This is a genomic window from Serratia liquefaciens, assembly GCF_027594825.1.
GTDB classification, from domain to species: domain Bacteria; phylum Pseudomonadota; class Gammaproteobacteria; order Enterobacterales; family Enterobacteriaceae; genus Serratia; species Serratia liquefaciens_A.
Genome location: NZ_CP088930.1, coordinates 3,828,033 through 3,841,768 on the forward strand (window position 1 = coordinate 3,828,033; position 13,736 = coordinate 3,841,768).

A 13,736-nucleotide genomic window follows, 5' to 3' on the forward strand; every position below is an offset into this window, starting at 1 on the left:
GATATATCAGTTTACCTAGGGTAAGAGACATATTATGAGCAACATTATTAAGCAAATTGAACAAGAGCAGATGAAGCAAGACGTACCTGCATTCCGTCCGGGTGATTCCGTGGAAGTTAAGGTATGGGTCGTTGAAGGTAGCAAAAAACGTCTGCAGGCATTCGAGGGCGTGGTTATCGCTATCCGTAACCGCGGTCTGCACTCTGCATTCACTGTTCGTAAGATTTCCAACGGCGAAGGTGTTGAGCGTGTATTCCAGACTCACTCACCAGTAATTGACAGCATTGCTGTTAAACGTCGTGGTGCCGTTCGTAAAGCCAAACTGTACTATCTGCGTGAGCGTACTGGTAAGTCTGCTCGTATCAAAGAGCGTCTGAACCGCGTCGGCTAACGCTGCATCCAAAAGTTAATAGCTATGAAGGGGTTGGCACTGTGCCAACCCCTTTTTTTATGCCTGCAGATCGGGGATTGCATCTGCAAGATGCGAAAATGCTCCCAGGATGTCTGTTTTTACAGGCATAAAAAAGCCTGCGTTTGCAGGCTCTTTGCATTACAGCGCTGCGGCGCGCTGTTTGCTTTTTTCCGGATGCGGCTGTGCAGGAACGATATCGCCAGGCTTTACAATCACGCGCGCGACAGACTCGTGCGTGGCAAAGGTACAGCTGCAGTTAATGTTTTGGCATTGGTGATAGCGCTCTTTGGTCGCTTCGCTTAGATAACGGCTGGAGCGAGTATGGGCCACGCTACCGCAGAGTGGACAGTGCATCATAAAAACCCCCTTGCAATATTTTAAGTGAAAACGGGTTGGGCATTGAGCCACAATCAAAATCAGCAGCCTGCCCAATTAGGGGGGAGTTACACCCCTGCTCATTAACGGACACTCCTGATAGTGGTAACGGCTTCAGCTGCGATGATTTAGTTTGCTCATACTCTGCACCCATTCAATCAGTACTGTGTATACATACAGTATTAAGCTATTTGCTAAACTCGTCAATAGTAAACGTTATGTTTTTAGCAAAATGTCTAAATTTGATTTTCAGGCATAAAAAAAGCCCATCAATGATGGGCTTAGTCGTATAACAGGTGCAGAAACGAGAAGGATTACAAACCGTACACCAGGCTGATAGAAGTGGTGGTGTCGGTATTCTTCGGCGCAGAGGCTGGAGGTTTGCTGTTGTAAGTCACGGTGTAAGCCAGACGCAGAGCGAACTTCTCATTGATGGCAACGCTGAGTGCGGTTTCGGAGTTCAGCGTGGTTTCTTCGTTCGCCAGAGCGGAAACGCCTTCAGAGAACTTGGTGTTGTCGGTCAGCTGGTATGAATAGTTGGCTGCGCCGTAAGCCAGTGCTTTGGTTGAACGCCCGCCGCCATGGTATTCGTCGTGACGTACGCCCGGACCGAATTCAACTCGCAGATCGCTAAGCGGCCCATTGAGGATTTGGCGACCGTAACCGCCGGTCAGCGTGGAACGGGAATCATAGCCGTTGAAGCGGTCGCTCAGCCAACTTGCCTGACCGAACAGGTAGTTGCGGTCGGAAAGATTATAACGGGTACGGCCGCCGGCCTGATACTTCTCTGACGAGCGCACGTTGGAGGATGTGGTGTTGTTGGCCGCTCCCCAAAGGCTGTAGGCGGCATCGCTGTTGAACCAGGTCATGCTGGTATTGGCCAACAGGGTAGAGCTTTGTGAGTTGCCTGACTGCGAGTTGTAACCGGCCTGGACGTTGCCTTCAAACGGTTTTTTCGCGGTGGCCGGATCGTCCATCGCGGTGAAAAGCGTATTGTCGGCAAGGGCTGAAACACTGGTGAAAGTCGTTAAGCAGCTAATGAACAGCGGAATAGCGCGGCGAGCGCGTAAAGAGAGCATTTTTGATCCAGTTGTTAAGAGTGGTTATAAGTGATTTCGGTCACATTATATCGGTTCGCCATTGCGACCAAAATAGCGACTATTAGCTTAAGTTTTTAATTTTTCCTCCTCACTTATTCACTTTTCTTCTACTGACTTTTAACGCTGTTAACGGCATAAAATACTGATTGTCATTACTATTTGAAGGGATAATGATGTTGACGGCAACGGCAGGATCCCGTTGCCGCCAAGAAAGTGATTACAGGAAGGTGGTGACCAGAAGATACCCGGTGATGCAGGAACACAGCACGCCGATCAGGCCTGGAATAATAAAGCTGTGGTTGATGATGAATTTGCCGATGCGCGTTGTTCCGGAGCGGTCAAAACCAATACAGGCCAAATCGCTTGGGTAAGTGGGCAAGACGAAGTAACCGTACGCGGCCGGGAAGAAAGCCAGCAGCATTTTGGGGTCGACACCCAGCTGCAGAGCCATTGGGGCAATGGCGGTGAGCGCAGCCGCCTGGCTGTTAACCAGCTTGGAAACCAGAAACAGAACGATCGCGTAAGTCCATGGCTGGCTTTTGACCACATCCTCCAACAGCAGCTTTAAGTCTCCCATATGTGCCTGGAAGAAGGTGTCACTCATCCACGCCACGCCGAACACGGAAAAAATGGCGACCATACCGGCTTTGAAAACAGCGCCGTTGGCGATATCGCCGGGTTTGACTTTGCAGCCCATCAGAATAACGGCGCCGGCTATCAGCATCATCATCTGGATCACCAGATTCATCGACAGCGGTTTCAGTACCCCTTTGGCGTTTGCAAAGGAAGGGCGTAAGTCAGCGAAGGCCCCGAGAAGCACGACGATGGCGATAGCCGCAAAGAAGATCGCTGTGGACCAGTAAGCCTGCTTGGGGAATCTCTGGTTGAGCAGCGTTTCGGTGCTGCCAAAAATATAGGCTCGTTGCTCTGGATCTTTGATTTTCTCCTGGAATTCAGCGTCCTTATCCAGATCTTTACCGCGACGCAGGCTCCATAAGGCCGCCATTAATACCCCGACTAATGAAGCCGGGATCGAAACGGCAAGAATCTCTACCAGCGTGTAAGCTTTGCCAATCCCATGTCCTGCGGCAATGATTGAAACCAGGGAGACTACGGCGACGGAAACCGGCGAAGCCGTGATGGCCATTTGAGAGGCGACGGAAGCCACGGCCATTGGGCGTTCTGGGCGGATCCCTTTTTTGATGGCGATATCGGAAATGATCGGGAACATGGTGTACACCACATGGCCCGTACCGCACAGGAAGGTCAGAGTCCAGGTGGTGAAAGGGGCAAGCAGCGTGATGTGCTGAGGGTGGCGGCGCAGCAGTCGCTCTGCATATTGCATCATCACGTTCAAACCGCCGGCAGTTTGCAACACCGAAGCGCAACCTATCACGGCAAGAATGGTGAGCATAACCTCAACCGGAGGTTTACCTGGCTCCAGCCCGAATATAAAACACAACAGGAATAAACCAATACCGCTTATTAGGCCCAGCCCCATACCGCCAAACCGAGTGCCGACTAATAAACAGATTATAATAATGGAGAACTGCAAAGTGATCATGATAGTCCCTTGTCAAGAAATGAAAAGCTGCTGACGCTCATACATTCTCAATGCAGGTGACACGGGTTCTGTCTACGCAGATTACCCCTAAAGAGGTGCGAACGAACAAGACCATAATTATTTATTTTTCGCGTGATAACTGTGAGGTTACGCAATATTTATTCAATGGTTTTACTCATCTTTTCGTATTGAAATTTACAGATGAAAGTAATTGAAAATAAATCTCCGGTTAATTGTTTGTTATTTGTATTTCAGTTGTTTAGTTTTTAGGTAATTTGATTTTCCCGTTAAGGTTCTCTGCGGAGGAAAACGTAATCCTCAGGTTTTTTGCACGTCCGCTGGATGGGACTGTGGGCTGTTGAATTTCTGGTGTATATAATTGTTTACGATTTTGTCGGATTTTAGGATTTTGAGGCACCCAAAGGACCCTAGCGAGATCTCGCCTTAAAAATCATTAATAATCATTGTGTTAATTTGTTATCTTTGTTGTTTTTATTACTTCTTTAGCGCCTTTTATTTGTGGTAATTTTTTATTTACAGTAAATGGATTGAAATCTTTACATTTCGTGATAGGGTAAGAACCTGAAACGCTCAATGTTCTATCAACGCTTACGCATAACGGCAAACGACAGGAATAGCATCATGCAAAAAGACGCGCTCAATAACGTTCATATCAGTGCAGAACAAATTCTGATCACTCCGGAAGAGCTGAAAAACCAGTTCCCGCTCAGTGCCAGCGACGAGAATGAAATCGCCACTGCACGCAAAACCATCGCCGATATTCTGCAGGGGCGCGATCATCGCCTGCTGGTGGTGTGCGGACCTTGTTCTATTCATGACCCGGATGCGGCACTGGATTACGCCCGTCATTTGAAAACCCTGTCGGCTGAATTGAGCGATCAGCTGTATATCGTTATGCGTGTCTATTTTGAAAAACCTCGTACCACCGTCGGCTGGAAAGGTCTGATTAACGACCCGTACATGGACGGTTCGTTTGATGTTGAAGCCGGTCTGCACATTGCGCGTCGCCTGCTGCTGGACCTGGTTGGTATGGGCTTGCCGTTGGCGACCGAAGCGTTGGATCCGAACAGTCCGCAATACCTGGGCGATTTGTTCAGCTGGTCAGCGATTGGTGCGCGCACGACGGAATCACAAACTCACCGTGAGATGGCTTCAGGGCTGTCGATGCCGGTAGGTTTTAAAAACGGTACCGACGGCAGCCTGGGCACGGCGATCAATGCTATGCGCGCCGCAGCAATGCCACATCGTTTTGTCGGTATAAATCAGGCTGGGCAAGTGTGCCTGCTGCAGACGCAGGGTAACCCTGATGGCCATGTGATCCTGCGCGGTGGTAAAACGCCAAACTACAGCGCTGAGGACGTGGCGGCCTGTGAAAAACAGATGCTGGATGCGGGACTCCACCCGTCCTTGATGATAGATTGCAGCCATGGCAACTCGAATAAAGACTATCGCCGTCAACCGGCGGTTGCCGAGTCCGTGGTAGAGCAGATCAAAGCGGGTAACCGTTCGATCACCGGCATCATGCTGGAAAGCCACCTGCACGAAGGCAGCCAGTCGTCTGAGCAGCCGCGTGCAGATATGCGCTATGGGGTTTCTGTGACCGACGCCTGCATTAACTGGGAAAGTACAGAGACGCTGTTGCGCCATATGCACCAGGAACTCGGCGCCGTGCTGACGGCACGCACTGGAGAGTAGTAAGTTATGGTGGCTGAACTGACCGCGTTGCGCGATCAAATCGACGAAGTGGATAAGGCGCTACTGGAGCTGCTGGCGAAACGCCTGCACCTGGTGGCGGAAGTAGGAGAGGTTAAAAGCCACCATGGCTTGCCGGTGTATGTCCCTGAGCGTGAGGCGGCGATGCTGGCCTCGCGGCGCAAAGAAGCGGAAAACCTTGGCGTGCCGCCCGATCTGATTGAAGATGTGCTGCGCCGGGTGATGCGCGAGTCTTACGTCAGCGAGAACGACAAAGGCTTTAAAACGCTACACCCGCAACTGCGTCCGATCGTCATTATCGGCGGCAACGGTCAAATGGGGCGGTTGTTTAATCGCTTGCTGACGCTGTCCGGTTACCAGGTCAAAGTGTTGGACCAGGAAGACTGGGCTCAGGCTGATGCGCTGCTGGCCGATGCCGGTATGGTCATTGTCAGCGTGCCTATTCACGTGACCGAACAGGTGATTGAGCGGTTACCGCCATTGCCTGCCGACTGTATTTTGGTTGATCTGGCCTCGGTAAAAAATCGCCCGTTGAATGCCATGCTGGCGGCGCACAGCGGCCCCGTGGTGGGGTTGCATCCGATGTTTGGCCCAGACGTTGGCAGCGTGGCCAAGCAGGTGGTGGTCTATTGTGATGGCCGCGAACCGCAAGCCTACCAATGGTTACTCGAACAGCTGCAGGTATGGGGTGCGCGTTTGCACCGCATCAGCGCGGTTGAGCACGATCAGAACATGGCGTTTATTCAGGCGTTACGCCACTTCGCGACCTTTGCCTACGGCTTGCATCTGGCGGAAGAAAACGTGCAGCTGGAGCAATTGCTGGCACTCTCTTCCCCGATCTATCGCCTGGAGTTGGCGATGGTCGGGAGGCTGTTTGCTCAAGACCCGCAGTTGTACGCGGATATCATTATGTCTTCTGAAGAGAACATTGCGCTGATCAAGCGTTACTACCAGCGGTTTGGCGAGGCAATAAAACTGTTGGAGCAGGGCGATAAACAGGCGTTTATCCAGAGCTTCCAGAAGGTCGAGCATTGGTTTGGCGACTATGCGCAGCGTTTCCTGGTGGAAAGCCGCTCGCTGCTTCGTCAGGCGAACGACAGCCGGCAATAAGCGATAAGGGTTCGGTCATGCCGAACCCTTTTTTAATGTGTTCAGGACGGGTTAACCGGTACCACGGTGTCGCTTGGGTAACATCCCAGCACCTTCAGCGAGCGGGTGATAGGCGTCAGATCTCTCAATGCCTTCTGCATCGCTTCAGACCGCAGGTTAGCCTGCACATCGATATAAAACATTTCTTCCCACGGGTTACCGTTAATCGGGCGAGATTCCAGCTTGGTCATGATGATGCCGTTGTCGCGCAGTACCAACAGCGCTTCCACCAAGGCACCCGACTGCTGGCCTGTAGCCATAATCAGCGTAGTTTTAGCCGGTACCTGCTCAGAAACTTCGATAGCCTTGCGTGCCAATACGATGAAGCGGGTAATGTTCTGCTGCTGATTGGCCAGATTATGTTCCAGTACCTGCAGGCCATAGAGTGCGCCGCCGGCTTCGCTGCCCAGCGCCGCCGCTTTTGGTGAGTTCAACTTTGCCACTTTTTCCATTGCCGCAGCGGTGCTTTCACAGTATTCGATTTTCCAGTGCGGGTAGCGATTAATGAACTGACTGCACTGCTGGAAAGGTTGCGGGTGGCTATAGACGGTTTCGATTTGGGCAAGGTCGGTATCACTGGCGATCAGCACACAGTGATCGATAGGGTTAGTCAGTTCACCGACGATCGACAGGCTGGTGTGTTGCAGCAGGTCGTAAACGTCATTAATAGAACCAGAGCTGGTGTTTTCGATCGGCAGGATGGCGTAATCCGCCTGACCGGTTTCGACCTGGGTGAAGATATCCTGGAATTTCTGGCAACCGCACTCGATCAACTGATCGAAATGGCGAGCGGCATATTGGCGGGCAGCCAGGTGCGAATAAGAGCCTTTCGGGCCAAGGAAAGCGATGCGGGCAGAATGCTGGCTGATTTGGTTGAGCTGGTGCTGCAGCAGTGCCTGCTGAGTCAGTACGGAGTCTTCGATAATCAGTTGGAACAGACGGGTGACGTAAAATCCGTCCAGATCGTAGGGTTTGGCTGCGGCGATCAGCGCATCCAGCAGATCCCGCTCGCGCTCTTTATCACGGATTGGCCGATGGGAGTGAAGCTTGGTTCTTCCTACTTCTACCGCCAGCTCACGGCGTTCTGCCAGTAAAGACAGCAGTTTCAGATCCAGTGCGCTGATGCGTTTGCGCAGCACGAGTAACGGGTTGTCGGTCATAATCAGCTTCTGCCTTATTTTTTATACGTCGTAAAATAGCCATAAAAAAAGCCCCCTGGTTTCAGGAGGCTTTGCTGTTCGTCTTCGCATTCTTTATCACACGACGAAACGCCTCCCAATCAGGGGAAGGTAAAAAAGAATGCGAAGAAAAACGGTTTACGGGCCATGTGCTATCCAAAGTGTATGAGACAGGTTTTAAAGTAACCGCAGGCTTTTATCCCGTCAATAAAAAAACCAGACAAAAAACGCGCCCTCAGGCGCGTTTGATGCGAAACAGCCGCTAAACGGTTATTCCTGTTCCGGCTCCACTTCCGGAACGATGTCCTTCACGCTGGCGGCGGCACGGCGAGCTTCGCCTTTGTGCTGCACCTTATTCAACTGACGCTCCAGCTTGGCGATCAGTTCGTTAACGGCGGTGTACATGTCTTCATGTTTTGCGCTGGCGACCAGCGGGCCGTTAGGGGTGGTAATGGTGGCATCGGCAACAAACCCTTTCGGTTCTTTGGATAAGACGATATGAGGGTTAATCAGTTGGGCCTGCCATTTTTCCAGTTTGGTGAGACGGTCTTCGACGTGACTGCGGATTGCGGGAGTGATATCCATTTGTTTGCTGGTAATGTTCAATGTCATATAACTTACCTCTCTGTCTTTCCGTCTTGGATGAGTCCAGCATACCGCGCTTTTTGCTTAAATGCGTGATGAAAATCACGTTTTTTTGTCACTTTTTGCAAAGTTAGTTCAATCTGTGATTCAGCATTTGAAATGGTCATCTAACGCTTGAGTCTTGGCAGCGGAACGCGCATTATTGAAAGGATAAGCGGTGTCGCACTCTTGCTAACATCGTGTTTTTGCTTGAGTATTTATCCTGCGCTGGCTAGATGCTCAGCCAATAAAAACGGCAGCCGAGGCTGCCGTTTTGTTTTTCTGCCGTTACTCACCAGACTAAGCCGGGTTGGCGCTAATCACTTTGGCCACTTTGTCGGCCTGGCCGTTCAGTTGCAACTGCTTGTACGCATTTTCCATCAGCGGCAGCGCGTCGCGCGTCGCTTGAGTATCAGGGAATTCACGCAGCATCTGTTCGGCACGATTAACGACCGCGACGTAGGCACCGCGTTTAGTGTAGTATTCCACCACCGAAAGCTCATACTTGGCCAGGCGGTCTTTCAGATACACCAAACGCTTGTTGGCATCGGTAACATACTGGCTGTTCGGGTACTGCTGAATCAGCTGGCTGAAATCGCGAAATGCAGCGCGGGCATGCTGTGGATCGCGGTCTGATCGATCGACCCCGAAGAAGCCTTGCAGTGCACTGTCATCCAACGCCATATCGGTCAGGCCACGCATATACATCACGTAGTCGATGTTTGGGTGCGTTGGGTTCAGACGCATGAAACGATCGATAGATGCCTGAGCCATAGGTAAATCGGCAGATTTATAGTAGGCATAAATCAGATCCAACTGTACCTGCTGAGAGTAAGGTCCGAAAGGATAGCGGTTATCTAACGCTTCGAGTTGCGTAATCGCGCCCTTAAAGTTACCGTCCTGCAGTTTTTGCTGGGCAGTAGCATAGATTTCCGAAGGCGGGTTGTCGGGAACCGCATCCTTGGATGTGGAGCAACCTGCCAGCGCCAGGCTCAACGTGGCTGCCGCCACCAGATATTTCATACGCGTCATGACGTTTTGATTATCCTCAGGGTGTTATTCCGGGAGACTGTCCGTTAAGCTCCCGACAAAGACCAGTTACAATAGCACATTATATTAAACGGCATCGCCGTGAAAACCCAACGTTAACGAAGAAGCTGCATATGGCACAACAAGTACAACTCACCGCAACGGTGGCCGAATCTCAACTCGGACAACGTTTAGATCAGGCTTTGGCCGAATTGTTCCCTGATTATTCACGATCTCGCATAAAAGATTGGATCCTGGACGATCGGGTGCAGGTCAATGGCAAAACGATAAACAAACCGAAAGAGAAGGTGCTGGGGGGAGAGACGGTCGCCATTGATGCACAGATTGAAGAAGAGGCCCGTTGGGAACCGCAGGACATCGCGCTGAATATCGTCTATGAAGACAGTGATATTCTGGTCATCAACAAGCCGCGTGACCTGGTTGTGCACCCTGGCGCCGGTAACCCGGACGGCACGGTGCTCAATGCGCTACTGCATTACTATCCTGAAATTGCCGACGTCCCTCGTGCCGGCATCGTGCACCGTTTGGATAAGGACACTACCGGTCTGATGGTGGTGGCAAAAACCGTTCCTGCGCAAACCCGGTTGGTAGAAGCGCTGCAGGCACGCGAAATCACCCGCGAGTATGAAGCTGTCGCCATTGGCACCATGACCGCCGGCGGTACCGTCGAAGAGCCGATTTCGCGCCATTCGACCAAGCGTACCCATATGGCGGTGCACCCGATGGGGAAACCGGCGGTGACGCACTACCGCATTATGGAGCACTTCCGCGCACATACCCGTCTGCGTTTGCGTCTGGAAACAGGCCGTACTCACCAGATCCGTGTACATATGTCGCATATTAACCACCCGCTGGTGGGGGATCAGCTATACGGTGGCCGTCCACGCCCGCCAAAAGGGGCTTCGGAGGCATTCATTGCTACGCTGCGCGGTTTTGATCGCCAGGCTCTGCACGCCACCATGCTGCGTTTATATCATCCCATCAGCGGTATCCAGATGGAGTGGCATGCGCCGCTGCCGCAGGATATGGTCGATCTGATTAACGCGCTGAAGCTTGATACCGAAGAATTCAAAGATCAGATGAACTGGTAATGGATTCGCTTATCCTGCCCGATTGGCCACTGCCTGCAGGAGTTAAAGCCTGCAGCACCACCCGTAATGGTGGCGTTAGCCTGCCGCCGTACGGTTCACTCAATCTCGGCACTCACGTGGGTGACGAGGCTCAGGCAGTGGCGGATAACCGTCAACGTCTGGTCGCGGCGGCGAATCTGCCGCAGATGCCGGTTTGGCTGGAGCAAGTGCATGGCACGCGCGTAGTTCGGCTGGATGGGCAAACGCCTGCCGATCTGCAAGCGGATGCGGTTTACAGCAATGTGCCAGGGCAGGTGTGTGCGGTAATGACAGCAGACTGCTTGCCGGTTTTATTCTGCTCGCAGTCTGGTGATGAAGTAGCAGCAGCCCATGCCGGTTGGCGTGGGTTGTGTAACGGCGTGCTCGAGCAGACTTTAGCGACGTTTTCCGCTGAACCTGCAGGCATCAGTGTTTGGCTCGGCGCGGCGATCGGCCCGCAGCAGTTTGAGGTGGGGCCGGAAGTTCGTGCGGCATTTATTGCCGTTGATGCCGCCGCTGAGCTGGCTTTTACGCCCCGTGGCGATAAATACCTCGCAGATATCTATTTATTGGCTCGTCAGCGTCTACAACGTGCAGGGGTCGATGTCATCTACGGCGGTGATCGTTGTACGGTGAGCGAAATCAGTCATTTTTTCTCCTATCGACGCGACGGAATAACCGGACGTCTGGCAAGTTTAATCTGGCTGATATAACCTATTGAATTAGGACGGTCCAACGGCGCATGATGTAGTACCGAAAATATACAGTCGAAATAACCTTGAAAATTTGAGGGATGACCTCATTTAATCTCCAGTAGCAATTTCGACCAATCTTGGAGGTGTTATGCGTCTGGATCGTCTTACCAACAAATTCCAGCTTGCCCTCGCCGATGCCCAATCTTTAGCCCTTGGGCGCGACAACCAATTTATTGAACCGTTACATCTGATGAGCGCTCTGCTTAATCAGGATGGGGGCACGGTTCGTCCATTATTAACTTCTGCCGGTATCGATGCCGGGCGCGTGCGCACCGAGATCGAACAGGCCTTGTCTCGTCTGCCTCAAGTTGAAGGTACCGGTGGCGACGTTCAACCGTCCCATGAGCTGGTGCGCGTCCTGAATTTGTGCGACAAGCTGGCACAAAAGCGGGCGGACAAGTTTATTTCATCCGAACTCTTTGTCCTGGCGGTGCTTGAAGATCGCGGCAACCTGACCGATCTGCTGAAGGCCGCAGGGGCGACGACTGATAAAATCAGTAAGGCCATTGAGCAAATGCGAGGCGGTGATAGCGTGGAAGATCAAGGTGCTGAAGACCAACGTCAGGCGTTGAAGAAATACACTATCGATCTGACCGAACGTGCTGAACAGGGCAAACTGGACCCGGTTATCGGCCGTGACGAAGAGATCCGCCGTACCATTCAGGTGCTGCAACGTCGTACCAAAAACAATCCGGTATTGATCGGTGAACCTGGCGTGGGTAAAACCGCCATCGTCGAAGGTCTGGCGCAGCGCATCATTAATGGTGAAGTGCCGGAAGGCCTAAAACATAAACGCGTGTTGTCCCTTGATATGGGGGCGTTAATCGCCGGTGCTAAATATCGCGGTGAGTTCGAAGAACGTCTGAAAGCCGTATTGAGCGATCTGTCCAAGCAGGAAGGCAGCGTCATCCTGTTTATAGATGAGCTGCACACTATGGTAGGCGCGGGTAAAGCCGATGGCGCCATGGATGCCGGCAATATGTTGAAACCGGCGTTGGCTCGTGGTGAGCTGCACTGTGTTGGTGCGACGACACTGGATGAATATCGACAATATATAGAGAAGGACGCGGCGCTGGAACGTCGTTTCCAGAAAGTGTTTGTGGCGGAACCCAGTGTTGAAGACACCATCGCTATCTTGCGCGGTTTGAAAGAGCGTTATGAACTGCATCACCACGTGCAGATCACCGACCCGGCAATCGTTGCTGCGGCGACGCTGTCGCACCGCTACATTTCCGATCGTCAGTTGCCGGATAAGGCCATTGACCTGATTGATGAGGCGGCGTCCAGCATTCGCATGCAGATGGACTCCAAACCGGAATCGCTCGATCGCCTTGAGCGTCGCATTATTCAGCTCAAGCTGGAGCAGCAGGCGTTGAGCAAAGAGTCGGACGACGCCAGCAAGAAACGCCTGGAAATGCTCAGCGGTGAGCTGGAGCAGAAAGAACGCGAATATTCAGAGCTGGAAGAAGAGTGGAAAGCGGAAAAAGCTTCGCTCTCCGGCACGCAAAATATTAAAGCGGATCTTGAGCAGGCCAAAATCAGCCTGGAGCAGGCGCGTCGCGTTGGCGACCTGGGGCGGATGTCGGAGCTGCAGTACGGCAAGATCCCAGAGCTGGAAAAACAGCTTGCCGCCGCCACCCTGGCCGAAGGCAAGACCATGAAGCTGCTGCGTAACCGGGTGACCGACGCAGAAATCGCGGAAGTGCTGGCTCGTGCTACCGGTATTCCTGTCGCCAGAATGCTGGAAGGCGAACGGGATAAGCTGTTACGTCTGGAACAAGAGCTGCATTCGCGGGTCATTGGCCAGAACGAAGCGGTGAGCGCGGTATCCAACGCGATCCGTCGTAGCCGTGCCGGGCTGTCAGATCCAAACCGGCCTATCGGTTCGTTCCTGTTCCTCGGTCCGACCGGGGTAGGTAAAACCGAACTGTGTAAAGCGCTGGCTTCGTTCCTGTTCGACAGCGACGACGCTATGGTGCGTATCGACATGTCCGAGTTTATGGAGAAACATTCGGTATCGCGGCTGGTGGGCGCACCTCCAGGCTATGTCGGTTATGAAGAGGGCGGTTATCTGACCGAAGCAGTGCGTCGCAGACCTTATTCAGTGATCCTGCTGGATGAAGTGGAGAAAGCGCACCCGGATGTGTTCAACATCCTGTTGCAGGTATTGGATGACGGTCGTCTGACCGATGGCCAGGGTCGCACCGTCGATTTCCGCAATACTGTGGTGATCATGACTTCCAACCTGGGGTCTGATCTGATCCAGGAGCACTTTGGTCAGATGAACTATACGCAGATGAAAGAGTCGGTAATGGAAATGGTCACACACCACTTCCGTCCGGAATTCATCAACCGTATAGATGAGGTGGTAGTGTTCCACCCGCTCGGCCAGAAACACATCGCCGAGATCGCCAAGATTCAGTTGGCGCGTCTGTACAAACGTTTGGAAGAGCGTGGTTACGAAGTGACTATGACCGAACCGGCGTTGGAGCTGTTGGGCAAGACCGGTTTCGATCCTGTATATGGGGCTCGTCCGTTGAAACGTGCTATTCAGCAGGAGATCGAAAACCCGTTGGCGCAGCAAATCCTTTCCGGCAAGCTGATTCCGGGTATACCGGTGACGCTGGATGTGGAAGACGAGCATATCGTCGCCAAACAGTAACGACTATATAGTCATGAAGGGAGC

At 52.4% G+C, this 13,736-nt stretch carries 13 protein-coding genes and 1 other annotated feature; of the genes, 6 read left to right on the forward strand and 7 right to left on the reverse strand.

Annotation, left to right across the window (positions count from 1 at the left end):
* Nucleotides 1–34 precede the first annotated feature (34 nt).
* Nucleotides 35–391 (forward strand): 50S ribosomal protein L19, encoded by a 357-nt coding sequence (rplS, locus tag LQ945_RS17485; protein ID WP_012005300.1) that lies wholly within the window; start codon nucleotides 35–37, stop codon nucleotides 389–391.
* A gap of 159 nt (nucleotides 392–550) precedes the next feature.
* Here rplS and LQ945_RS17490 read toward each other — a convergent pair whose 3' ends face one another.
* From LQ945_RS17490 to LQ945_RS17500, 3 genes are all read right to left on the reverse strand, one after another.
* Nucleotides 551–769 carry a DNA-binding transcriptional regulator gene (locus LQ945_RS17490; protein ID WP_020825293.1) on the reverse strand — a complete coding sequence of 73 codons (219 nt, stop codon included), beginning with the start codon at nucleotides 767–769 and terminating at the stop codon, nucleotides 551–553.
* A gap of 332 nt (nucleotides 770–1,101) precedes the next feature.
* Nucleotides 1,102–1,866 carry a DUF481 domain-containing protein gene (locus tag LQ945_RS17495; protein WP_020825294.1) on the reverse strand — a complete coding sequence of 255 codons (765 nt, stop codon included), beginning with the start codon at nucleotides 1,864–1,866 and terminating at the stop codon, nucleotides 1,102–1,104.
* Between the two features lie 238 nt (nucleotides 1,867–2,104).
* On the reverse strand, nucleotides 2,105–3,451 hold the full coding sequence (locus LQ945_RS17500; protein ID WP_182824504.1) for an anaerobic C4-dicarboxylate transporter: 1,347 nt from the start codon (nucleotides 3,449–3,451) through the stop codon (nucleotides 2,105–2,107).
* Between the two features lie 642 nt (nucleotides 3,452–4,093).
* Between LQ945_RS17500 and LQ945_RS17505 the strand changes: the two genes are divergently transcribed.
* Both LQ945_RS17505 and tyrA read left to right on the forward strand, forming a co-directional pair.
* Nucleotides 4,094–5,167: a 3-deoxy-7-phosphoheptulonate synthase gene (locus tag LQ945_RS17505; protein WP_270101347.1), complete on the forward strand. Its 1,074-nt coding sequence runs from the start codon at nucleotides 4,094–4,096 to the stop codon at nucleotides 5,165–5,167.
* A 6-nt stretch (nucleotides 5,168–5,173) separates the two neighbouring features.
* Nucleotides 5,174–6,295 (forward strand): bifunctional chorismate mutase/prephenate dehydrogenase, encoded by a 1,122-nt coding sequence (gene tyrA, locus LQ945_RS17510; protein ID WP_270101348.1) that lies wholly within the window; start codon nucleotides 5,174–5,176, stop codon nucleotides 6,293–6,295.
* 41 nt (nucleotides 6,296–6,336) lie between these two features.
* On the opposite strand, the gene pheA is transcribed toward tyrA, so the two are convergent.
* From pheA to bamD, 4 genes are all read right to left on the reverse strand, one after another.
* A complete protein-coding gene (pheA, locus tag LQ945_RS17515; protein WP_270101349.1) occupies nucleotides 6,337–7,494 on the reverse strand; it encodes a bifunctional chorismate mutase/prephenate dehydratase in 1,158 nt (385 codons plus the stop codon).
* Between the two features lie 41 nt (nucleotides 7,495–7,535).
* Nucleotides 7,536–7,662: a sequence feature (Phe leader region), on the reverse strand.
* On the reverse strand, nucleotides 7,614–7,661 hold the full coding sequence (locus LQ945_RS17520) for a hypothetical protein (RefSeq protein WP_193378397.1): 48 nt from the start codon (nucleotides 7,659–7,661) through the stop codon (nucleotides 7,614–7,616). Its footprint overlaps the feature before it by 48 nt.
* A 120-nt stretch (nucleotides 7,663–7,782) precedes the next feature.
* Nucleotides 7,783–8,124: a ribosome-associated translation inhibitor RaiA gene (raiA, locus tag LQ945_RS17525; protein WP_020825298.1), complete on the reverse strand. Its 342-nt coding sequence runs from the start codon at nucleotides 8,122–8,124 to the stop codon at nucleotides 7,783–7,785.
* Between the two features lie 312 nt (nucleotides 8,125–8,436).
* Entirely contained in the window at nucleotides 8,437–9,168 is a 732-nt protein-coding gene (gene bamD / locus LQ945_RS17530) for an outer membrane protein assembly factor BamD (protein WP_020825299.1), read from the reverse strand.
* Between the two features lie 131 nt (nucleotides 9,169–9,299).
* Between bamD and rluD the strand changes: the two genes are divergently transcribed.
* From rluD to clpB, 3 genes are all read left to right on the forward strand, one after another.
* Nucleotides 9,300–10,277 (forward strand): 23S rRNA pseudouridine(1911/1915/1917) synthase RluD, encoded by a 978-nt coding sequence (gene rluD, locus LQ945_RS17535; protein WP_020825300.1) that lies wholly within the window; start codon nucleotides 9,300–9,302, stop codon nucleotides 10,275–10,277.
* Nucleotides 10,277–11,008 (forward strand): purine nucleoside phosphorylase YfiH, encoded by a 732-nt coding sequence (yfiH, locus tag LQ945_RS17540; protein WP_270101350.1) that lies wholly within the window; start codon nucleotides 10,277–10,279, stop codon nucleotides 11,006–11,008. The genes rluD and yfiH overlap by 1 nt, the downstream gene beginning before the upstream one ends.
* Nucleotides 11,009–11,138: 130 nt before the next feature.
* A complete protein-coding gene (gene clpB / locus LQ945_RS17545; RefSeq protein ID WP_020825302.1) occupies nucleotides 11,139–13,712 on the forward strand; it encodes an ATP-dependent chaperone ClpB in 2,574 nt (857 codons plus the stop codon).
* Nucleotides 13,713–13,736 lie beyond the last annotated feature (24 nt).